This is a genomic window from Pseudoalteromonas sp. SR44-2, from assembly GCF_014163745.1.
In the GTDB taxonomy this organism is placed as follows: domain Bacteria; phylum Pseudomonadota; class Gammaproteobacteria; order Enterobacterales; family Alteromonadaceae; genus Pseudoalteromonas; species Pseudoalteromonas distincta.
Map to the genome: position 1 here is coordinate 52,001 of NZ_JACJDW010000019.1, position 21,076 is coordinate 73,076.

Annotated in this window: 20 protein-coding genes; 10 read left to right on the forward strand and 10 right to left on the reverse strand. The window is 39.1% G+C overall.

Annotated features, from left to right (window positions below; all coding sequences use genetic code 11):
- Positions 1-80: 80 nt before the first annotated feature.
- Together H5115_RS20240 and H5115_RS12750 are read right to left on the reverse strand one after the other, a co-directional pair.
- A complete protein-coding gene (locus H5115_RS20240) occupies positions 81-767 on the reverse strand; it encodes a GGDEF domain-containing protein (RefSeq protein ID WP_259396398.1) in 687 nt (228 codons plus the stop codon).
- Between the two features lie 632 nt (positions 768-1,399).
- Positions 1,400-2,290, reverse strand: a complete 891-nt coding sequence (locus tag H5115_RS12750) for a TIGR01777 family oxidoreductase (protein WP_002959795.1) — start codon at positions 2,288-2,290, stop codon at positions 1,400-1,402.
- A 170-nt stretch (positions 2,291-2,460) separates the two neighbouring features.
- Here H5115_RS12750 and H5115_RS12755 point away from each other — a divergent pair, with 170 nt between their 5' ends.
- Positions 2,461-3,498, forward strand: a complete 1,038-nt coding sequence (locus H5115_RS12755; protein ID WP_024595420.1) for an AI-2E family transporter — start codon at positions 2,461-2,463, stop codon at positions 3,496-3,498.
- A gap of 69 nt (positions 3,499-3,567) precedes the next feature.
- On the opposite strand, the gene H5115_RS12760 is transcribed toward H5115_RS12755, so the two are convergent.
- The 6 genes from H5115_RS12760 to H5115_RS12785 form a co-directional block, all read right to left on the reverse strand.
- On the reverse strand, positions 3,568-4,647 hold the full coding sequence (locus H5115_RS12760) for an FAD-dependent oxidoreductase (RefSeq protein WP_182755612.1): 1,080 nt from the start codon (positions 4,645-4,647) through the stop codon (positions 3,568-3,570).
- Between the two features lie 123 nt (positions 4,648-4,770).
- Positions 4,771-5,181 (reverse strand): hypothetical protein, encoded by a 411-nt coding sequence (locus tag H5115_RS12765; protein ID WP_182755614.1) that lies wholly within the window; start codon positions 5,179-5,181, stop codon positions 4,771-4,773.
- The gene (locus H5115_RS12770; protein ID WP_182755616.1) at positions 5,168-6,505 is read right to left on the reverse strand and encodes an ATP-binding protein; all 1,338 of its coding nucleotides are present in this window, start codon (positions 6,503-6,505) and stop codon (positions 5,168-5,170) included. The genes H5115_RS12765 and H5115_RS12770 overlap by 14 nt, the downstream gene beginning before the upstream one ends.
- A complete protein-coding gene (locus H5115_RS12775; protein WP_002959806.1) occupies positions 6,499-7,173 on the reverse strand; it encodes a response regulator transcription factor in 675 nt (224 codons plus the stop codon). Before H5115_RS12775 ends, H5115_RS12770 begins: the two co-directional genes overlap by 7 nt.
- A 3-nt stretch (positions 7,174-7,176) precedes the next feature.
- On the reverse strand, positions 7,177-7,434 hold the full coding sequence (locus H5115_RS12780; RefSeq protein WP_182755617.1) for a PepSY domain-containing protein: 258 nt from the start codon (positions 7,432-7,434) through the stop codon (positions 7,177-7,179).
- Positions 7,435-7,596: 162 nt separating this feature from the next.
- The gene (locus H5115_RS12785; RefSeq protein ID WP_182755619.1) at positions 7,597-7,899 is read right to left on the reverse strand and encodes a YciI family protein; all 303 of its coding nucleotides are present in this window, start codon (positions 7,897-7,899) and stop codon (positions 7,597-7,599) included.
- 189 nt (positions 7,900-8,088) lie between these two features.
- Between H5115_RS12785 and H5115_RS12790 the strand changes: the two genes are divergently transcribed.
- Entirely contained in the window at positions 8,089-9,513 is a 1,425-nt protein-coding gene (locus H5115_RS12790; RefSeq protein WP_165744344.1) for a sodium-dependent transporter, read from the forward strand.
- 103 nt (positions 9,514-9,616) lie between these two features.
- Positions 9,617-10,069: a hypothetical protein gene (locus H5115_RS12795; RefSeq protein WP_039488107.1), complete on the forward strand. Its 453-nt coding sequence runs from the start codon at positions 9,617-9,619 to the stop codon at positions 10,067-10,069.
- A gap of 51 nt (positions 10,070-10,120) precedes the next feature.
- Here the strand turns inward: H5115_RS12795 and glp are convergent, their stop codons facing one another.
- Positions 10,121-11,338 (reverse strand): gephyrin-like molybdotransferase Glp, encoded by a 1,218-nt coding sequence (glp, locus tag H5115_RS12800; RefSeq protein ID WP_182672210.1) that lies wholly within the window; start codon positions 11,336-11,338, stop codon positions 10,121-10,123.
- Positions 11,339-11,434: 96 nt separating this feature from the next.
- On the opposite strand from glp, the gene modA reads away from it, so the two are divergent.
- From modA to H5115_RS12815, 3 genes are read left to right on the forward strand one after another with little or no spacing between them, the layout of a single operon-like run.
- Positions 11,435-12,136, forward strand: a complete 702-nt coding sequence (gene modA, locus H5115_RS12805) for a molybdate ABC transporter substrate-binding protein (RefSeq protein WP_259396399.1) — start codon at positions 11,435-11,437, stop codon at positions 12,134-12,136.
- Entirely contained in the window at positions 12,123-12,800 is a 678-nt protein-coding gene (gene modB, locus H5115_RS12810) for a molybdate ABC transporter permease subunit (RefSeq protein WP_007375247.1), read from the forward strand. The genes modA and modB overlap by 14 nt, the downstream gene beginning before the upstream one ends.
- A 1-nt stretch (position 12,801) precedes the next feature.
- Complete coding sequence (locus H5115_RS12815) at positions 12,802-13,830, forward strand: ATP-binding cassette domain-containing protein (protein ID WP_182755623.1); 1,029 nt, start codon at positions 12,802-12,804, stop codon at positions 13,828-13,830.
- Here H5115_RS12815 and moeB read toward each other — a convergent pair whose 3' ends face one another.
- Complete coding sequence (moeB, locus tag H5115_RS12820; protein ID WP_182755625.1) at positions 13,831-14,589, reverse strand: molybdopterin-synthase adenylyltransferase MoeB; 759 nt, start codon at positions 14,587-14,589, stop codon at positions 13,831-13,833. It lies immediately after the preceding gene.
- Between the two features lie 288 nt (positions 14,590-14,877).
- On the opposite strand from moeB, the gene H5115_RS12825 reads away from it, so the two are divergent.
- The 4 genes from H5115_RS12825 to H5115_RS12840 all read left to right on the forward strand — a co-directional run bounded on the left by H5115_RS12825 (position 14,878) and on the right by H5115_RS12840 (position 21,072).
- The gene (locus H5115_RS12825) at positions 14,878-16,347 is read left to right on the forward strand and encodes a NarK family nitrate/nitrite MFS transporter (protein ID WP_182755627.1); all 1,470 of its coding nucleotides are present in this window, start codon (positions 14,878-14,880) and stop codon (positions 16,345-16,347) included.
- 13 nt (positions 16,348-16,360) lie between these two features.
- On the forward strand, positions 16,361-18,118 hold the full coding sequence (locus H5115_RS12830; RefSeq protein ID WP_182755629.1) for a bifunctional protein-serine/threonine kinase/phosphatase: 1,758 nt from the start codon (positions 16,361-16,363) through the stop codon (positions 18,116-18,118).
- Between the two features lie 9 nt (positions 18,119-18,127).
- Entirely contained in the window at positions 18,128-19,321 is a 1,194-nt protein-coding gene (locus H5115_RS12835) for an alginate export family protein (RefSeq protein WP_182755631.1), read from the forward strand.
- 227 nt (positions 19,322-19,548) lie between these two features.
- Positions 19,549-21,072, forward strand: coding sequence for an FAD-dependent oxidoreductase (locus H5115_RS12840; protein WP_182755634.1), 1,524 nt, complete (start codon positions 19,549-19,551; stop codon positions 21,070-21,072).
- The last annotated feature ends 4 nt before the right edge of the window (positions 21,073-21,076 follow it).

Sequence of the window (21,076 nt, forward strand, 5' to 3'; positions counted from 1 at the left end):
ATGGATAGGTGTTAGCTAGATAAAATATGGTAGTGTAAATATAGTTGTTTTTAATGCGCTTATAAGTCACTTAAAAGCAATTAACTTTTCGTGAGTAAGCTTTTTTCATCAAAGGTTACTACTTTGTCTCGGCCTGTTTCTTTAGCTAAGTAAAGGCGTTTATCGGCATAAGCGAGCAGCTCTTTTATAGTTGCATTCCCATTAATTGCATTACTTACCCCAGCGCTTACGGAAAGTTTTATATGCTGATTTTCATGATAAAAAGCTTGAGTGCTTATATTCTTTCTTAATAGCTCAGCATCACTTTTTGCTGCACTAAGGGTGTAATCAGGTAGTAAAATGGCAAATTCTTCTCCGCCAATTCTGGCACTAATACCTACATTTAAAAATTGCTCTTTAATAAAGTGAGATATCCACTTAATTGCGTGGTCGCCCGCTTCGTGACCAAACTGATCGTTTACACGTTTAAAAAAATCTATATCGAGCAAAATAACAGACACATTTTTGTCTATATTTTTAGGATCACTTAGTGCTTCTTTACTTTTTGTAAAAAAGCCACGGCGATTAAGTAATTGGCTTAAAGTATCGGTGTTAGCAAGGCTTGAAAGTGTATGCTCTGTATTAGAGGCCAGCAGGTATGGCAATATTAGTGCGCTACAAGTGGCCAAAATTAAATGGCTACTTAAGATAAGTTGCAGTGGCTCTATGTAGTTTGGCGAATTAGTACTAAAAATAGATATTGCCAACAGTGTTGTTTGTATAAGCATTAAAATGCTGTGAATTGAAAAACAAACTATCAGCGTTTTTTTTTGCAAAGTGGCTACAAAGTTCATCTGCTTAATAATATATGCGGAATATAGGTATAAAACCGAAATAATTAAGCTTGTCAGCATTTGCCCTGCAGGGTCTGAATATATGGGTAATAAAGCAACCCCCGTTAATCCAAGGAGACAATACAGAGGTTTTAAGTTTAGTGCCTTACTGTGCTTATATTTATTTAACCCAATAATAATTAACAATGGACTTAGTAATATAAAAATATCAGCCAAATAGTGAGTAATAAAAGGCGCGTCTATTACTAACTTTAAACAGGCAAGTAACTCGGCAAATGCAAAGGTAATGCACGCTAGGCCAAATAATAAAAATGATGTTTGTTTTTTAAAGTTATGTACGGATAAAAAAAACAAGCCTATTAATACGTTAAGAATAAAAGAGAGACTGATCACAGTAGGCAGGTGTAGCATTTAAGATTCTCTTTTATTAAAGATAGGCGTGGTTGGCGTGGAAAACGTGCTGATTATTATGTATTAATGTTTAAAGGTCAATATGGGTAAAAAGTAGTAATTTACCCATATATCTAATTTGAAAGGGATTTTAACTGAACGAATATTAACGCCCGCTAAACCAAGCTCTCTAAAGCCGATTTTATATCAGGATGATGAAAACGATAATTGTTAACGAGTGCCTTTTTAGGGACTACAAATTGCCCCGTTGTTAGTAAGTCTGACATTTCACCCATTAATAGTTTAAGTACTGGGGTTGGCATAGTGATAAATGCAGGTCGAGAGAGCGCCTCGCCTAAGCTTTTACTAAATTGAGCATTGCTTACAGGGTTGGGTGCTGTTGCGTTAACAGGGCCTGATATTTCTGGGTGTTTAATAATAAAGAGTATTAGCTGAATCATATCGTCGATGTGTATCCACGACATGCCTTGCTCGCCATTACCAATCGGGCCACCCAAGCATAATTTAAAAGCAGGCAACATTTTTCCAAGTGCACCTCCTTTTTTAGCTAAAACAATACCCGTTCGCAAAAGACATACTCTGGTTTGTTCTGATTGGGCGAGTAGTGCTGCATTTTCCCAGTCTTTACAAAGCTGGTGGCTAAATTCATCGTGTGGGCGTTCAAAAGTTTCATCAATAGGATTACTATTTTGTCGACCATAAAAACCAATTGCACTGCCAGATATAAAAGTATGCGGAGCAGTACTACAGGCTTTAATTGCTTCACTAATTTGCTGTGTAATATCAATACGACTGTTTCGTATTATTTGCTTTTGTTTGTCGCTCCAGCGTTTATTTACAATCGGCTCGCCAGCGAGATTAATAACGATATCAACAGTGTTAAAGTCAACATCACTAATGTCACTTACGGCTTTAACTTTGTGGCCTAATAATACGTTTGCTTTAGTTGGATTGCGGCTAAGTACAGTAACAGTATTATGATGAAGTAAAAAAGGGCATAAGTGCTTACCAATTAATCCGGTCGCGCCAGTTATAAATATATGCATTATTTATCCTTACAATAAAATAGAAGCAAGTGATTAAAAAACATACTCGCTAGCAAACAGCTTTGCAAATTTATACGTAAAACAGGCTTTTATGATCACTTCGTAATTATTTCATTTAATTACCTTTTGCCTTACACTGGGACGATATAGTTAATAAAAGGATTAATAAATTGGCAAGTTTAACTGGAGTAAATAAAAGCTTAATAGTTTTTGCTTCCTTAGTAGTGGTCCTCGCTGGAATAAAAGCCGCGAGTGTAATTATTATTCCGTTTATTTTGGCGGCATTTATTGCCATTATTTGTAATCCGCTTATCAAGTTTTTTGCGCGCTACAAAATTCCTAAAGGCATTGCTGTTATGTTGGTCGTGCTGATTATAGTTGGCTTAGGGGTAAGCCTTGGCGGGCTTGTAGGGCAATCTATCAACGATTTTTCTCAGCAGCTTCCTGAGTATAAAACACAACTTAAAGAAGAATTTGTGTGGCTGGTCGATTTAGCATCTCAATACAATATACTGATCAATAAAGATCAGTTAATTAATATGTTCGACCCTGGCAAAATGGTTGATGTGGCCACTAATATGCTCACTGGGTTAGGTGGCGTAATGGCAAACATGTTTTTAATTATTTTAACGGTTGTTTTTATGCTGTTTGAAGGGCCAATGTTGAGCAAGAAAATACATATGGCACTTGAAGACCCTGATAGTAAAATGAAGCAAATTGACCGCTTTTTAGAATCTATTAATTCATACTTGGCAATTAAAACGCTAGTAAGTTTAGGGACGGGTATTATTGCTGCGTTTTATTTATGGATTTTAGACGTTGACTACTTTGTGCTTTGGGGCGTTTTGGCATTTATGTTCAATTACATTCCAAATATAGGTTCAATTATTGCGGCTGTACCAGCTGTATTACTTGCCCTTATTACTCAAGGCCCATTAGTGGCAGGACTTGTTGCTGCAGGGTATTTAACAATAAATACGGTAATGGGTAATATTGTAGAGCCTAAATTTTTGGGTAAAGGGCTGGGTCTTTCAACGTTAGTGGTGTTTTTATCATTAATATTTTGGGGCTGGTTATTAGGTACTGTGGGTATGCTTTTATCTGTACCATTAACAATGATTGTAAAAATAGCCCTAGAAGCCAGTGCAGAAGGCAAGTGGGTTGCCACTTTACTGGGCAGTGGTGAAGACGTTACTAAAAATAACTAACATTTATAACCATCAAGGGCTGTAAAATTAAAACCCTTGATGGTTAAGTTATCAATAAATACAGGGCTATTAATTAATAAACGATTTAATAGCGTCATCCACTGCGTTTATTGCGCCTTCTAAATACCCTGCTTCTTGTTTTGCAAACTCACTCGCTACAAAATGAATATTGAGGTTACTTAATTGCTCTTCCAAGTTTGAAAAATCAAATTCTGGGTGCTGTGAAGGCTGAGTTTGATCGTCCCTATTAGCTACAAATTTATCCTCTGCCCAGTCTTTAATACAGTATCCGGTTGCCTTTTCAGCATCCTTACCATAAAAGTAGCTGAGCTGTTGGGCACAGGCTTGAATTAATTGCTCTTGAGTTACTTGGTTTCGTGATAAGTAGGGCACACCTATAAAGCCAAATAATGCGGCGTAATTACTATCCTCAGCACTGGCATCGTGAATTTCGACCATAGGGCCTACGCGGCTAAAGCATTGCCCAGATAAGTTTTTATCACGCCAAAATGCATGTTCAAAAGTAGCTATAAACTTGGCCTGTCCTGCCATCCATGTAGGTACACTACTGAGGCGGTTTATGAGTGTTGGAGTCGCCCATAGTTCAGGTGTTAAATGCGTTGTAACCATACGAGGAGGAATTGCTGAAATTAATTTGCCAGTAGTAAAGTGCTTTATATTGCCTAAGTGATTAACAGTAACTTGCCAGTTATTATCACCTTTTTTAAGCTCAGTGACATTGTGTTCTAATAGCACTGAATTAGGATTAAGCTGCTCATATAAGGCAGTTATTAAGGTATTCATGCTGTGTTTGAGTCTAAATAGTTGCATATCTTCAGCGCCTGCAATTTGTTGAGGTTGCTTGGAGTTAGGTGCTTGATATAACACATCACCTTTATGGTATTGCTCAAATATACTTAAGTTGAGTGACTTTATTAGCGCTTGAATTTTTGGTTGGTGGGGAAATATCCACGTAGGACCCAAATCAAAACTAACATCATTATTTATTGGTGATTGCGCGGAAAAAATTCGGCCACCTAATTGCGATTTAGCTTCTAATAATAAGTACTCAATATTAAGTTGTTGTAATTTATACGCACTGTATAAACCAGCAAGTCCGCCACCTATAATAATTACTGGTTTAGTCATCTGTTTACCCATTATTTTTTAGCAATCTACTAGTAGGTAGTTTGTTTTGATGTGAATAAATTGTCAAGTAAGCTAAAGGGAGTGAGTAAATAAACGTAACTAGTTTAGTGTGTTTAAGTTACGTCAAAATGGGTGTTTTAGTGATTCTGTAAATTGATTTATAAGCTCAATTTCACACTGTTTATAGCTAATGGCTGCGGTTGTCGCATCAGGAAGTTTTATTAAGTAACGCCATTGGCAGGCGCTCTCAAGGTACTTTTCGTTATTTTTAATGCTGCGCATGAATAACGGCAGTACTTGCGTATTGCCTGTGCTTTCTTGTGATTGAGTTAGCTCATATTTACGCTTTTGTATCCAACTACCTTGTGCTTGTTTTGCTTTATCAATTTGGCTATCTAGGCATTGAATATATCGCTTAGCTTCATCGGTTGTTGCTTTAGCGGTTAAAGCACATGCCTCATCTGCAAAGCTGTATTGGCTTGAAGCTAATAACACAATGGCAGTTAGTTGTAATAAATGGTTACTTTTTGTCATTGTAATTAAACTCTAAAATAAATTGAGCGCCGCCTAAGTTATCAGCTTCTGTAATGGTAAGTGTACCGCGATAGGACTTAACCAAGTCAGATACAATTGCCATCCCTACGCCGTGTCCGCTTTCGTATGTATCCAGACGAGTACCCCGTGTAAGTAGAGATTCACGTTTGTCCTCTGGTACGCCAGGGCCATCATCGCTAATTCCAATACACAAAGTTTTGCTTTGAATAACTTGTATTGCTACTTGTGAGCGACACGCTTTACAGGCGTTATCAATCAGGTTGCCAAGTAATTCCATTAAATCTGTTTGGTCACCTAAAAAGTAATCTTTTTCGGTTACGGTGCAGGTAAAAATAATATCTTTATCACGGTACACTTTTGCCATAGCACTGAGTATTGAATCGAGTACTGGCTTAATAGGTGTTTGTTTTTTCCAGGTGTCTGATGCACCGGTTGCAGCACGCTTTAATTGGTGCTCGATCATCACATTAATTCGGTCGAGTTGTTCTTGTGCATCGGCATCGTTTGCCAATGGACTTGATTTAAGTACCGCAAGCGGTGTTTTAAGTGCATGAGCAAGGTCGCTTAATGAGGCTCTGTAGCGCTCTTTTTGGCGTTGTTGCGACTCAAGTAGCAAGTTTAGGTCTGCTTTTATTGTTTGCAATTCTACAGGGTAGAGGCCTTTAATTTCTTGAATATCACCCGATTCAATTGCTTTTATTTCTTTATCGAGTCGTTGGAGTGGGCGAGCGCTCCAAATAAAACCAATCGCCATCAGGCCTGCAATTGCAATGCCCATTATAAACATCCAATCTACAAGGGTTTGCTTAAAGCCATCCATTAAACGAAGTAGAGCTTCATTGCGTTTAACTAATATAAAGCGAGCTTGTTCAGACTGGTCTATGTTATTTAAAATTACAGTCAGGCTAAGTTGCCAGTAAGCGGTGTTATTATACTCCACGCGCCTGAAATCGGCGGCACCGGCTTTGGTTTCTATTTGCTCTGGTACATAGTTTAAGTTTACAGCCGATTCTGAGTTCCAAACAGGAGCATCATCGCGGTAAATCATTGCGTAGGTATCTGAATTTAATCTGTTTAACTCAGGCGCTAAAATAGTGCTGGGCATAATAATACCATGCTCAGTAAAGTCGACTTCAGATATTAGCGAGTAAAGCTGTGCTTCGAGAGTTTTTTCAGTCGCATCAACAAGTGAAGCGTAATACGCTTTGCCAATTGAATAAAATAAGATAGGGAGCGCGACTAATAAAACAAAGACAAGGATAAATCCTTGCCTTATTTTTAACGATATTTGCGGTATTACCACTGGCTTTTAAGCCTGTAACCACGCCCACGTAGTGTCTCTACTGGGTTTAGCACACCATCAGGGTCAAGCTTTTTACGTAAACGTAGTACAAATACTTCAATTACGTTTGAATCAAGATCGAAATCTTGGTCGTAAATATGCTCAGTAAGTTCTGATTTAGAAATTACTTTTTGCGGATTTACCATTAAGTATTCAAGTACTTTATATTCGTAAGCTGTAAGGCTAAGCTCTTTATCATCAACCCATACTTGTTGTGAACGTGTATGAATTTTAATTGGGCCCGCAGTCATTTCTGGATTTGCTTTACCAGCACTGCGACGAATTAATGCATTACAACGTGCAATAAGTTCTTCAACATGAAATGGTTTGGTAAGGTAGTCATCAGCACCTGCATCTAAACCTTCTACTTTATCCTGCCAGCGATCGCGCGCTGTTAAGATTAAAATAGGAATAGTAATGCCTTGTGCTCGTGCTTTATTGATTAGCTCAATACCGTCTATTTTAGGTAAACCTAAATCAACTACGGCCATATCAAGCGGGTATTCTGTAATGTGGAAAAGACCTGCTTCACCATCGTGACATAAATCCACGCTGTAACGTTCTTTTTCTAAAGCATTACGTAGGTTATCTGCTAAATGTAAATCGTCTTCAATAACTAAAATTCGCATTTGTTAATCCTTTTTCACTTCGCCGGTTTTTTTATTTATATGTAAATCAACGACGTGGCCGTCAGATTTGAGTATTCGTACGGTATAAAAATCTGTTTTTTCGGTAATTTTTAAGGTCTTACCGCCTATTGTTTTCTTTGCAAGTATTACGGCTTTCTTTTTGTCCACCTCAGCATGAGATGCTTGGGCGGCCGTCGCTGCTTGAGCAAAGTTAGCTAAGCTAACACAAGCAATAAAACCGAGGCTTAATAATACGCGCATAATGGAAAACTCCTAGACCAGACCCACTTAGTTTAATGAACTAAGTTACTAAAATTCAAGTAAAAACGCTAAATTCGCTTTCATCTTGGTAATTTTAATTAAAATCTTGTGAACAAACCCTGAATTACAGTGCAACGCACGCTCTTAGGGTTTAATACACTTTTAAGCAGGGAATACTTTTTTGAAAGGTTTAACAACTGTATTTTCATAGATGCCAGCGGCAACGTAAGGGTCAGCTGCTGCCCATTCTCGAGCGGCTTCAATTGACTCAAACTCAGCAACAACTAATGAACCGGTAAAACCTGCTTCTTGAGGATCTTCACTATCGACTGCCGGAAATGGACCCGCGGTAAGTAAACGATTTTGAGAATCAAGCTCACTAAGGCGCGCTAAATGTGCAGGGCGTGCTGTTTTTCTGAGCTCTAAGCTATTTTCAACGTCTGTTGAATGAATCATGTACAACATAAGTAATCTCATAAAAATTGTTAAATTTGATTAACGCAATACTACCACAGCGTTGAAAATTGGTGAATTAAAAGCGTATTTACACAGGTTTACACATCGATTTTATTTTTACACTGTAATTGCTTGAAAATCTCTGTGTAACACTGGTAGAGTCGCTGAAATATACAAAATAATAAAAAGGTTTCAAGCATGAGCGAAAATAGAGAACGATTTAGTTCCCGTCTCGGATTCATATTAGCGGCGGCAGGTTCGGCTGTTGGTATTGGTAATTTAGTTGGCTTTCCGGTTTCTGCTACTAAAAATGGCGGCGGCGCATTTTTATTAATTTACGCTTTATTTGTCGTATTCATTTGTTTACCAGTCATGATGGCTGAAATGGCAATGGGTCGTAACGCTCAAAAAGATCCACTTGGTTCGTATAAGCTATTATCTAATAACGATAAAAAATGGAAGTTTGCAGGCTTTTTAGCCGTGCTTACGCCATTTATGATTGCTGTATTTTATATGGTAATTACTGTTTGGATTTTTGGCTATTTAACGCAAACAGGCCTAGGTAATTTAGATTTATTAGCAGATCCCGGCCACTTTGGTGTTTTTATCAATAGTTACACTGTGTTTGGTTATATGGCCGTTGTGGTTATTATGGTGAACTTAATTTTATTAGGCGGTGTTAAGCAGGGCATAGAAAAAGCCGCTAAGTTTTTAATGCCCGCCTTATTGGTTATGCTGCTTGCCCTCGTTATTTATGTATTAACGCTTGATAACGCAATGGCCGGTGTTAAATACTATATTATTCCTGATTTTTCTAAAATGAATGCAAGTGTCTTAAATGGCGCATTAAGCCAAGCGTTTTTCTCGCTATCTTTGGGCATGGGTATCTTAATGACTTACGCGTCGTATATTTCTAAAAAGGATGACATTGTAAGTAGCGCTAAAATGGTTGCTATTACTGACTCACTTGTTGCGTTTGTAGCTGGTTTAATGGTGCTACCGGCTATATTTAGTTTTGATCCAAATACAGACCCTGCTGCACTTTCTGACTCGTCTGTATCGATGATTTTTGTATACCTACCTAAAATCTTATTAGCACTGCAAAATGATATTGGCTATGTAGGTGCATCTATTGTTGCATTCTCGTTCTTCTTATTAGTCTTTTTTGCAGCAATTACCTCACTTGTTTCAATAGTAGAAGTCCCGACTGCAACCCTAAGTGACCGCAAAGGTATTAGCCGTAAAAAAGCATTGGGCATCCTTACACTTTCAACCGGCGTACTTACTATTTTATGTACAATGTCGTTTGGTATGATTGACAGCCTTACTTCGTTCACCAGTTATGGCGGCGTTAATAAGAGCTTTTTTGATATTATTGTTGATGTATTTTACGACACAATTTTACCGCTTAATGGGTTAATGGTGTGTTTGTTTGTAATGTACCGCTGGAAAAAAGCACGCTTAACACAAGAGCTAAGCTTAGGTTCGCCTAATTATGCGGGAAGCTTTATGGAAAAGTACGTTAACTTTTCACTTTCAACGTTTATTCCTGTTATTTTAGCTGTGATATTTATTAATACAGTGGCGACTAAGTTTTTCCACTTAAAAATATTTGGCTTTTAAATAGACCTCTTTAAAAGCTTATTGAATAATATAATGCCGCTCAGCTAAGCTCTGCGGCATTTTTTATGAGCGTTTCTACAGGTATCTGTTAAAAGGATTTAAAATGAATAAAATTATTATTGGGTTTGCTTTTGCTATTTCATCATTTGGCGCATTTGCACAAAGTGCTGATGGTTGGCCAGAAGGCGGTGCAATGCATACTGGCAATATTTATAATTTAGAGGGCAATAGATACAAAACTAAAATCAGTAAAATGATGGATGAAATTTACCCGCAACTAACTGATGATTACCAAGTTGATGCAGTTAAAGCACAAATAAAAGCATGGGAGCAGTATATAGACGCTACATGTAACGTTGTTGGCATAGCAACGGGGGCAGGTGGCTCTTGGCCCTCAACGTATAGTGTTAAATGCGAAAGAAGCCTAAGTTATGATAGATACTTTGCTACTAAAAACGCGCTGAAGTGCGTTAATAGATTAAGTAAGGAAGAGTTTGTAGGGCGTAGCGAAAAGTTAAATTGTTTAATTCAAACATTAAATATAAAAATATTTTAAGGTTTGCAGCGCTACAGCTAAATTATACAGTTAGCTGTAGCATTTTAGGCTTTATAGCAACTCAATACTTACTGTTGCGCCTTTTTCGATATTGCCGCTTTGCGCCGGAACTACAATTAAACAGTTAGCTTTACTAAGCGACGAAAGTACACCCGAGCCCTGTTTATTAAACGGGGCAACTACCAAGTCACCTTGTTCGTTAATTGTTGCAGTACCGCGCTGAAAGTCAGCTCTGCCAGGGCGCTTTTTAATGACGGATGTAGTAACAGCGTTAAAGCGCATTTTAGGGTTTACGTCACCAAGACCCGACAGCTTTTGCAGTGCAGGCTCTACTAACTGATTAAACGTAACAGCAGCCGACACAGGGTTACCTGGCAAGCCAAAAAAGTAACTGTTACTTAATTTACCAAAGGCAAAAGGTTTGCCTGGTTTCATGGCTATTTTCCAAAAGTGGATATTGCCAATTTCGTTGAGCACTTCTTTGGTAAAGTCGGCTTCACCAACCGATACACCGCCTGAGCTTATTACGGCATCGGCAAGTTCGTTCGCTTTTAAAAATGCATTAGTGATGAGTTCTTTGTCATCAGGGATTATTCCTAAATCAAGCACGTCTATATTTTTTTGTTGCAGCGCACTAATAATAACAGCGCGGTTGCTTTCAAAAATAGCGCCTTGCTTAAGAGGCTGACCAGGTTCTATTAGCTCATCGCCTGTAGAAAGCACGGCTATTTTTAGGGTTCTTACCACATCTATATTCGCAATTCCTAAAGATGCCAGTAATCCCACATCAACGGCTTTTAATTTATCGCCTGCTTTTAAAATAACGTCGTCTATAGCAATATCTTCGCCAGCAAAACGCACGTTTTCATTTAGCTCAGGTTGCGCAGTAAACGTAATTTTATCGCCATCAACCGAGGCGTTTTCTTGCATTACAACGCCGTTAGCGCCAGGTGCAATGGCGGCGCCGGTCATTATTCTTACGCATTGCCCTGGGGTAAGCGTTCCTTCAAAAACTTGACCTGCAAACACGCTGCCTACTTGTGTGTAGGTTAAGCTTTTATCTGAAATACACAGCGCATAGCCATCCATTGCTGAGTTGTTATGAGCGGGTACGTTTATAGTTGACTTAACATCGCTTGCTAAAACGCGATCAACACTTTGCATTATAGAAATGGTTTCAACGTCTTTAACAGGCGTTATTGTGCCAAGTATATTTTGTATTGCAGTTTCAATTGGTAATAAACCGGGTGCATTGCAAACATCGTTCATATATATTGCTTACTTAAATCATTTTATTTTGAAACAATACTTATAATGTCAAAGCTTTACAATACATGGTTGGGTTATTTTTTGTGTGTGATATGCATGCTTTCATGCAGCGTAAACGCAAAAGAAACGCTGCATGTAGCCGTAGCAAGTAATTTTAAAACTGTATTGGAAACCCTACTAAAAAAATCCCCATTACCTAATGTTGACGTGAAAATATCAGCCGCTTCTAGCGGTGTTTTATATTCGCAAATAGTGCATGGCGCGCCATTTGATGTGTTTTTATCGGCTGACGATTTTCGCCCGCAATCGCTTATTAAAGAAGGTTATGCCGAGCAAAGTAGTTTGATCACTTACGCGTTAGGCGAACTTGCTTTGTGGCAACCCAAAGCTGAAAAAGTAAATGATAAAGTAGCCATTGCTAATCCGCGTTTTTCACCATACGGACGTGCCTCAGAGCACTACGCGAATAACCATTTTAAAAAACCAATAAATTATGTTTACGGGAATAATATTACGCATGCGTTTCAGTTTGTGCAAAGTGGTAATGTAGGAGTAGGGCTGGTGGCTGTTTCATCACTAAAGGCGGCTTACCGTAACACGCAAGATCAAAAATATTTAGATTATACCGTGCTGCCTACCAATCAATATCCCGATATAATTCAACAAGGCGTTATTATTAGCTCGACTAAAAAGCATGCTAGCGCTAAGCAACTTATGCAATTTTTAATGATGGACGCTACGCAGCAGCAGTTAATTGAATTAGGTTACAGAATAAAGGACAACAATGCTTCAAAGTGATTTAACTGCGCTGTGGTTAACTATAAAACTTGCCTTTATAACCGCAGTACTCCTTCTTATTTTTTGTATTCCACTGGCATACAAGCTCGCTGGCTATAACGGTAAATTTAAACCATTTTTAGAGGCATTAATTGCAATGCCTTTAGTGCTACCGCCTACATTATTAGGGTTTTACTTACTTGTTTTATTTTCGCCTGATCACGCTTTTGGGCAGTTTTGGTTTTGGCTAACGGGTACGCAGCTTGCGTTTAGTTTTCAGGGCGTGGTTATCGGCTCGCTTTTTTATTCACTGCCTTTTGTAATGCAGCCGCTTGTGGCTGGGTTTAAACATATCAATCAAACCTATAACGAAGCTGCCATTGCGCTTGGGTTGAGTCCGTTTAAACGCTTTGTGCATTTAATTATCCCGCTTTTAAAACCCAGTATTGGTAGCGCGTTTGCTTTAGGTTTTGCGCATACATTGGGTGAATTTGGTTTGGTATTAATGATTGGCGGTAATATTCAGGGGCAAACACAGGTGGTGTCTATTGCGCTTTATGACCATGTTGAATCGTTAAATTATACGGCGGCGCATCAGCTTTCACTTATTTTACTGGCTATTTCGTTTGCCTGTTTAGTGCTGTTATTTAAGTTTAATAAAAGCATTGTAGGGGTTAAGCAATAACATGATTAAGTTAAGCCTTTTTAAAGCACTCAATAATTTTGATTTAGATATAAACCTTGAACTTGAGTCGTTTAATGTACTCGGTGTTTACGGGCCTTCAGGCTCTGGTAAGTCAACATTACTGCGTTGTATTAGTGGTTTAGAGCCTGCAAAAAGTGTTCATATTAATAATCAGCCAGTGCATGAGTTGCCAAGCGATAAACGCGGTATAACGCTTCAGTTGCAATCGTGCCCGTTGTTTCCTCATTTAGATGTGGCAGGTAATTTAGCGTTTACACAAAAACACTGCGGGAATAAACAAACCAGCTTAACGCTTCAATACGTTGTTAAAACACTTGAATTACAAGACTTACTAAATCGTGACGTACAAAGCTTATCGGGTGGCGAGCGCCAACGTGTAGTATTTGCGCGCACTTTGCTTGCCGGTCAGAAATTTATAATGCTTGATGAGCCTTTTAGTGCGCTTGATTGGTCATTGCGTTTTAAAACGCTCACTAAACTCAATGAGTTAGCCGTTAAGTTTAATATTAAATTTATAATAGTAAGTCACTCATTAAAAGAGCTGCTATTTTGCTGCGATATCCTTATTCAGCTTGATAAAGGTAAGGTGATAAACCAAGGTGCAAGTGCACACGTTGCAAAAGCTATTTATGCAAACGATAGGCAAACACCGCTGAGCTTAATTAATTACAATGTGGTTAAATTTGATGAAGACTATGGGCTATATCAACTGCAATTACAGCAAAGTGAGCAGCCGCTTTTTGTGCTTACTGCACTTGTAGATAGCAGTAATAAGCTAATTATAGAAAGTGAGCAAATGTCGTTTAGTGCGTTAAAGCCTGAGCAAACAACGCATAGCAATGTTTTAAAGTCGGTATTAACTCAGGCTGAGCTTATTAATAATAAATGGCAGTTAACGCTTAATGTAGATGGGCAAAAATTGTATTGCTTGGCATCAAGACGAGTGTGGGACAAAAACGACTTTAAAGTGGGCGATGTGCTTTATACAACAATCAGTAATCTAGAATAACTAAATGCTGCACACCGCACATTGACTGTTTTTAGCTATTTTAAAACGATTAAACTCCATGCTTAAACCATCCACCAGCAATAAGTGCTCGCTTAATCCGCTGGGTAAACCAGCAAGCATTTTTAGCGCTTCAGTAGCCTGAATACTGCCTATTAGCCCCACAATAGGAGAGAGCACACCGGATTCTGAGCAGCTTTGTGTTTGCTCGCTAAAAAACTGCGATAAGCAACCATAACAGTGGCTGTTTTCATCCATAGTAAAACAGGCGACTTGTCCTTCCATACGTATTGCAGAGCCTGACACCAGCGGAACTTTAGCCTTAAAACAGGCGCTATTAAGTGCATTGCGCGTTGTTAGGTTATCTGAGCAATCAATCACTATATCAATGTTATTAAATAATTGTTCTGTAGAGGTACTTGCACCAAAAAATGCCTCAATGGTGTTTATGTCTATTTCACTATTAAGTGCGCTGAGCTGTTTTTTAGCAGCACTGCATTTTGAGCTACCAATATCACTTTCTTTATACAGTATTTGCCTTTGCAGGTTGGTCACGTCTATTTCATCGTTATCAATTAAGGTAAGCGTGCCAACGCCAGATGCCGCTAAATATTGACTTACCGCACATCCAAGTCCACCCACACCAACAATTAAAGCATGCGATTGCCATAGTTTCTCTTGTCCGTCTATATCAAGCTGCGGCAGCATAATATGCCGAGAATAGCGCAGTTGCTGCTGATAAGTTAGCGGTGTTTTTTGCATTTTCAAACTTCTCATACTTTTTTTGAACAATACCAATTTGTTAAATCCTAGAGCAAGTAGTAACGCTTTTTATTTGCACTGTAACAGCCCATATCCCCTCACTCATATAGTGCAACTATAACGCATTAAAATAATAAATACATATAACTAGCTGAAATATATGGTTTTTAATTAGTGGCTCAGTAATTGCTGTGTTTGGTTAACTAAAATTTAACAAAGTTTGAGCTACTACTCATATAAAAGAGTGGGGCATTTATAAAACAATAATACGTTTACGAGGAAATAAACATGCAACCGAGTTCTGGATTTAACTTAATATCCTTTAAAGGAAAAATGAAAGTATTACATCTGAGTTGGATGGTCTTTTTTGTGTCATTTTTTGTATGGTTTAACCATGCTCCTTTATTGGGTGCAATTGCGGGCTCGCTTGGTATTACCATGGCACAAGTTAAAACATTACTAATTTTAAATGTAGCGTTAACTATTCCTGCCCGTGTTGTGGTGGGTATGCTGACCGATAAATTTGGTCCCCGGGTTGTTTATGCGGCGCTACTTATTACCTGTAGTATTCCGTGTTTTATGTTTGCTATGGCAACCACATTTGAACAAGCCGCTATAGCGCGTTTTGCGCTAGGCTTTATTGGTGCTGGCTTTGTTGTGGGCATTCGTATGGTGAGTGAATGGTTTCCTGCTAACGAGCTGGGCATAGCAGAAGGTATTTATGGCGGCTGGGGGAACTTTGGTTCAGCAGCAGCGGCTATGTTATTGCCAATTATTGCACTTATGTTTGGTGGCGAAGATGGTTGGCGTTACGCAGTAGGTTTAACGGGTGTATTAAGCGTTATATTTGGTATTATTTGGTACTTAAATGTAACCGATACACCAAAAGGCGGTACATACTTTAAGCCTAAAAAAGTAGGCGCAATGGAAGTAACCAGTAAAGGCGACTTTGTATTACTTCTTATTATGAAAATCCCTATGTATGGTGCACTAGCATTACTTACTTGGAAGCTTTCGCCAACCGGTGCTAACCTAATTTCGGCTAACTTTGTACTTGCCGTGTATGCTTTTTTAGTTCTACTTTATATTTACGAAGTGTATAAAACCTTTGATGTAAATGGTCATATTTTTAAAGAGCCTGTACCTGAGTCTCATCGTTATGAATTTAAGCAAGTAGCTGTTTTAAATATTCTATATTTTACAACTTTTGGTTCTGAGCTTGCGGTTGTCTCTATGTTACCGCTGTTTTTTATGGATGTATTTGCGCTTGATATGGTGTACGCGGGTATTTTAGCCTCTGCTTATGCATTTATGAATTTAGCATCTCGCCCTGGTGGCGGTTGGATTTCAGATAAATTAGGTCGTCGTATAACACTTATTGTACTTACGACGGGTCTTGCTGTTGGTTATTTTGTAATGGGCTTGGTTGATGCATCGTGGCCTTTATGGCTTGCTGTAGTAGCTGCTATGGCATGTTCGTTCTTTGTGCAAGCTGGTGAAGGCGCTGTATTTGCCGCAGTACCACTAATTAAGCGTCGTTTAACAGGGCAAATTGCAGGTATGACAGGCGCATACGGTAATGTTGGTGCAGTAGTTTACTTAACGGCATTATCACTTGTTGATTATCAAACCTTCTTTTTAATTATTGCGGGTAGTGCATTACTTGGCTTGGGCGCACTGTTTTTTATGAAAGAACCAGACGGACACATTACCGAAGTAAATGAAGACGGCACCGTTGAACTTATTTCAGTAACTTAAGGCATTATTGACTATGTTTGATGAAACAGTCCACGCTAAAGAGCTAAAAAATGAACTCAACGTTTCATTTGGCGGGCACAGTGCTAAAGGGTTAAAAGCAGAAAACCAAGATGCGTTTGCAGCTCTCAATACTAAAGCACAAGAAAAAGAGTCTAAAGGCGTTATTGCCTGCTTAGCCGATGGGTGTTCATCAGCAAAAAATGCTAAACAAGCGTCTCAACTTTCGGTTACTCATTTTATAAATGAGTATTTAAATACCCCCGAAAGTTGGGCGGTTAAAAAGTCAGTGTCGAAGGTGTTAGCAAGTTTAAATCAGTGGCTTTATTCGCAATCGGTTAATTACAATCACTTAGGTCAGCGTCAAGCCGATTGGATGACGACTTTTACAGCACTTATTTTAAAGTCGGCAACGGGTTATATATTTCACTTAGGTGATACGCGTATTACTCGCTTGCGAGGAAATAAAATAGAGGCAATAACACGGGATCACAAAGTAAACGATACGCTAACACGTGCACTTGGCGCACAACTTCATCAAGAAATAGATGTATACGAAGTTGACCTTAAAGCAGACGATATTTATATATTAACCTGCGATGGCGTACACGATGTGCTCCCAAGCAGCGACATAGCTAAATTAATTAATGAGCACGCTAATTTAGAGCCCACTAATTTAGAGCATGCAGCTAAAGCAATTACCGAACTTGCATTAGCGCGAGGCAGTGACGACAACGTAAGTTGTTTACTGGTAAAAGTAGAAAATATTGCCGAGCAAAAGTTAGATGAACTTTACCATTCGTTAACACGACGCAAAATTCCACCTGCGCTTAATGTTGGGCAAAAAATTGATGACTACACGGTTATTCGTAAATTGCATGCCAGTAGTCGCTCGCACATTTATTTAGTGCAACAAGCGCCCGATATACCGCCAGTTGTTTTAAAAGCACCTTCGGTTAATTTTGAAGACGATGTGCACTACCTTCAAGGCTTTATAAGAGAAGGCTGGGTAGGGCAACGCATAAACCATTTAAACGTGATGAAAGTACTGAGTACGCAATCGCAAAGTCGTTTTTTGTATCATATTTGTGAGTACATGGACGGGCAAACACTCAGTGATTGGAAGCACGACGTGCCGCACCCAGAAATAACCCAAGTACGCAGTATTATTGAACAAATAGTACATGCACTAAGGGCGTTTCAGCGACTCGATATGGTGCATCGCGATTTAAAACTCGATAATGTAATGATAGATGCGCACGGTAAAGTAACGCTAATAGATTACGGCACAGTAAGTGTTGCGGCTATGGACGAGTCGGTTAAACAAATTGCGGATGATTGCCCGCAAGGCACTGCCGACTACACCGCACCCGAGACACTTATTACTATGCACGCCGATTTTAAAAGTGATTTGTTTTCACTTGGCGTGATTGCATATGAGTTATTGTGCTCAAAATTGCCTTATAAACCACTGCCACTTAACCACGTAGCGCCAAAAGATTACAGCCATTGGCACTACACAAGTATTCGTAAATACAGAGCCGATATTCCGTTTTGGTTAGATCAAGCCCTTATGAAGGCGCTCGCCCCTAAACCTGAGCTCAGATACCAAGCTTTTTCTGAGTTTATAAACGATATCAACAAACCTAATCCTTATTTAGAAAGTACCGCTAATAAAAGTTCAATAATGAAACGCGATCCAGTTATGGTGTGGAAATGTATTTCGCTGTGTTTATTTATTGCTTTGGTATGTGTATTAATAATTAAAACTTAGAGAACTAAAATGCTTAACTATAAGAACAACTTACCTATTATTTTTATACTGGGTTGCTTCACTGCGCCTTCAATAAGCCAAGCTTCGCAAACTGATCTTGATTTTAGACTGCGTTTTGAAAGCGTTGATCAAAACAATGCCTTAAAAGATGCAAGCGGCTTAACACTTAGAACCCGCTTAACGCACCAAACAGATGAGGTGAATGGTTTTTCAGCCCTTATTGAAGTAGAAGACACCCGCAGCCTATTGGGCGTAGATGATTACAACAATACGGTGGGGAAAAATACTAATTACTCTGTTATTGCCGACCCAGAAAACACCGAGATAGACCAAGGTTTTGTTAAATATGCCCGCGATGGCCTATCGCTAAAAGTAGGGCGCCAAGTAATAGCCCTTGATGGGCAGCGTTTTGTTGGGCACGTAGGTTGGCGCCAAGACAGGCAAACCTTTGATGCAGCAACCATTAATTACGCACTTAATAACATAGATTTACAGTACAATTATTTAAATAAGCGTAACCGCATATTTGCTGACGATAAAGACATTAAATCGTCCGATCATCTAATTAATGCAAGCTTTAAAACAGACTACGGTAAAGTGGTTTTATACAGTTACTTATTAAGTGACGATGCACTACAAGACGACAGTTTAGACACTTATGGCGTTTCTTTTAACGGTAATAAAACCCTAAACGACATAAAATTTTATTACAAAGCGGAGTATGCAACGCAGTCTGCCTCAACAAGCGTGAGTGATTTTGATGCCGATTACTATGCACTTGAAGGCGCTGTCGATTTAAATGGGTTGGGTATAAAAACAGTAACATTAAAAGTTGGCATAGAGTCACTTGGCTCTGATAATGGCGATTACGGGTTTGCAACACCGCTTGCCACGTTACATAAATTTAATGGTTGGGCAGATACGTTTTTAAATACACCCGCACAAGGCTTGGACGACACTTACATAAGCTTAAACGGTAAAGCGTTTGACGGAAAATGGCTGGTGGCTTATCACAGTTTTGATGCTAATGAGCAATCAAATGGGGTTGACGATTTGGGCAGTGAACTAAACGTACAATACGTTAAACCTATTAATAAACAATATGCAGTAGGTGTTAAATACGCTGATTACTCAGCGGGCGATACTGCTGCTAATAAAGTCGATACTCAAAAATTGTGGGTATGGATGAGCGCTAAATTTTAACCCTCACTATCTTCTAAAATCCTCTTGTAATTTATAGCGACACAAGATGGTGCAGTTGCACCATCTTGTGGGGCTTTATGCTTTTCACCTCTGCACCAATGTAGGCAAGTTACTGATTTTAAATGCTTATATATTTGGCTTACATATTGCTATAACAATCCTATAACAAATTATTCGATGTTATCTTTAGTCAATCACTAAAGTAGATATCATTTTAAGGTGAGTAAATGCTAAGCAAGCAGCGTGTTGTAGTGGTAGGAAACGGAATGGTGGGGCACCATTTTGTGCAGCAGCTAGTTTCTCAAAATCAAGCTGATGAGCAATTTGAAATTACGGTACTTAGCGGTGAAGACCGTTTAGCGTATGACCGCGTGCAGCTATCGTCTTTTTTTAAAGGCAAAACCGCAGACGACCTCGCACTTACATGCAATAAAACCTATGACGATTGGCAAGTACGCTTTCATACTCATTCTAAAGTGGTTGATATAAATCGTGATACGCAAACTGTAACGACCGCTAAAGGGGAGTTGTTTGAATACGACAAACTTGTGCTTGCTACAGGTTCATTCCCATTTGTACCGCCTATACCGGGTAAAGATCGCGAGCATTGCCTTGTTTATCGCACCATTAACGATTTACACGGAATAAAAAATTCAGCCCACGGCAGCAAAGTAGGCGTGGTAATTGGTGGCGGTTTACTGGGGCTTGAAGCTGCAAACGCATTAAAGCAATTGGGTTTACATACTCACGTAATAGAATTTGCACCGCAACTTATGGGCGTACAAGTTGATGCGGGGGGCGGTCGGTTACTAAAAAACAAAATTACAGACTTGGGCGTTACTGTGCATACATCGGTAGCAACCGAGGAAATAGTAGAAGGTGAAAGTTGTCGTTACAAAATGTGTTTTAAGGGCGGTAAAACCCTTGAAACCGACATGATTGTATTTTCGGCAGGTATTCGCCCTTATGATAATTTAGCCCGCGAGTTTAATTTAGAGATAGGTGAGCGCGGCGGTATTGTAATTAATAATCACTGCCAAACGAGCGATAAAAACATATACGCTATTGGTGAATGTGCACTGTGGAATAATTTTATTTTTGGCTTAGTGGCACCTGGTTACGCCATGGCTAAAATAGCAGTTGGTCATATTTTACAAGATACGCAGCAAGGTACTTTACAAAGTACTGGCTTAGACAATAAAGCCGATGAATTTAGCGGTGCCGATATGAGCACTAAGCTTAAATTAATGGGTGTTGAAGTGGGCTCTATTGGCGATGCGCATGCACGCAGCGAAGGCGCAATAAGCTATTATTTTGAGGATCAATCCAATGGTATTTATAAAAAAGTAGTCACTAATTCACAAAGTAATAAGCTGATTGGCGCCGTGCTTGTTGGCGATACCAGCGATTACGATAATTTACTGCAATATCATTTAAACGACATTGAACTTACCACCGCTCCCGAAGCGCTCATTATGCCCCTCGCCGGCGACATAGCAGAGTTAAGCGCCGATGACTTGCCTGATGACGCCATTATTTGCGCTTGTCATAAAGTAACTAAACACACCATTGAACAAACAGTCGCTAAAGGCTGCATAGATTTGGCAAGTGTGCAGCAAAGCACCAAAGCCAGTACAGGCTGTGGAGGGTGTGAAAAACTCGTTCAAAACGTAATAAACAGCGCACTCGCTAAAGCAAGTAACACAATTAACGTAGTTACCCTTAATGAGCCTGTTAAACAGCCTGCATAAATTA

What these genes read in the sequence shown, in the direction of transcription:
- H5115_RS20240 (WP_259396398.1), bottom strand. Translation starts at nt 767, where the DNA reads ATGCTTATACAAACAACACTGTTGGCAATATCTATTTTTAGTACTAAT.
- H5115_RS12750 (WP_002959795.1), bottom strand. Translation starts at nt 2,290, where the DNA reads ATGCATATATTTATAACTGGCGCGACCGGATTAATTGGTAAGCACTTA.
- H5115_RS12760 (WP_182755612.1), bottom strand. Translation starts at nt 4,647, where the DNA reads ATGACTAAACCAGTAATTATTATAGGTGGCGGACTTGCTGGTTTATAC.
- H5115_RS12765 (WP_182755614.1), bottom strand. Translation starts at nt 5,181, where the DNA reads ATGACAAAAAGTAACCATTTATTACAACTAACTGCCATTGTGTTATTA.
- H5115_RS12775 (WP_002959806.1), bottom strand. Translation starts at nt 7,173, where the DNA reads ATGCGAATTTTAGTTATTGAAGACGATTTACATTTAGCAGATAACCTA.
- H5115_RS12780 (WP_182755617.1), bottom strand. Translation starts at nt 7,434, where the DNA reads ATGCGCGTATTATTAAGCCTCGGTTTTATTGCTTGTGTTAGCTTAGCT.
- H5115_RS12785 (WP_182755619.1), bottom strand. Translation starts at nt 7,899, where the DNA reads ATGTTGTACATGATTCATTCAACAGACGTTGAAAATAGCTTAGAGCTC.
- H5115_RS12790 (WP_165744344.1), top strand. Translation starts at nt 8,089, where the DNA reads ATGAGCGAAAATAGAGAACGATTTAGTTCCCGTCTCGGATTCATATTA.
- H5115_RS12795 (WP_039488107.1), top strand. Translation starts at nt 9,617, where the DNA reads ATGAATAAAATTATTATTGGGTTTGCTTTTGCTATTTCATCATTTGGC.
- glp (WP_182672210.1), bottom strand. Translation starts at nt 11,338, where the DNA reads ATGAACGATGTTTGCAATGCACCCGGTTTATTACCAATTGAAACTGCA.
- modA (WP_259396399.1), top strand. Translation starts at nt 11,435, where the DNA reads ATGCTTTCATGCAGCGTAAACGCAAAAGAAACGCTGCATGTAGCCGTA.
- modB (WP_007375247.1), top strand. Translation starts at nt 12,123, where the DNA reads ATGCTTCAAAGTGATTTAACTGCGCTGTGGTTAACTATAAAACTTGCC.
- H5115_RS12815 (WP_182755623.1), top strand. Translation starts at nt 12,802, where the DNA reads ATGATTAAGTTAAGCCTTTTTAAAGCACTCAATAATTTTGATTTAGAT.
- moeB (WP_182755625.1), bottom strand. Translation starts at nt 14,589, where the DNA reads ATGCAAAAAACACCGCTAACTTATCAGCAGCAACTGCGCTATTCTCGG.
- H5115_RS12825 (WP_182755627.1), top strand. Translation starts at nt 14,878, where the DNA reads ATGCAACCGAGTTCTGGATTTAACTTAATATCCTTTAAAGGAAAAATG.
- H5115_RS12830 (WP_182755629.1), top strand. Translation starts at nt 16,361, where the DNA reads ATGTTTGATGAAACAGTCCACGCTAAAGAGCTAAAAAATGAACTCAAC.
- H5115_RS12835 (WP_182755631.1), top strand. Translation starts at nt 18,128, where the DNA reads ATGCTTAACTATAAGAACAACTTACCTATTATTTTTATACTGGGTTGC.
- H5115_RS12840 (WP_182755634.1), top strand. Translation starts at nt 19,549, where the DNA reads ATGCTAAGCAAGCAGCGTGTTGTAGTGGTAGGAAACGGAATGGTGGGG.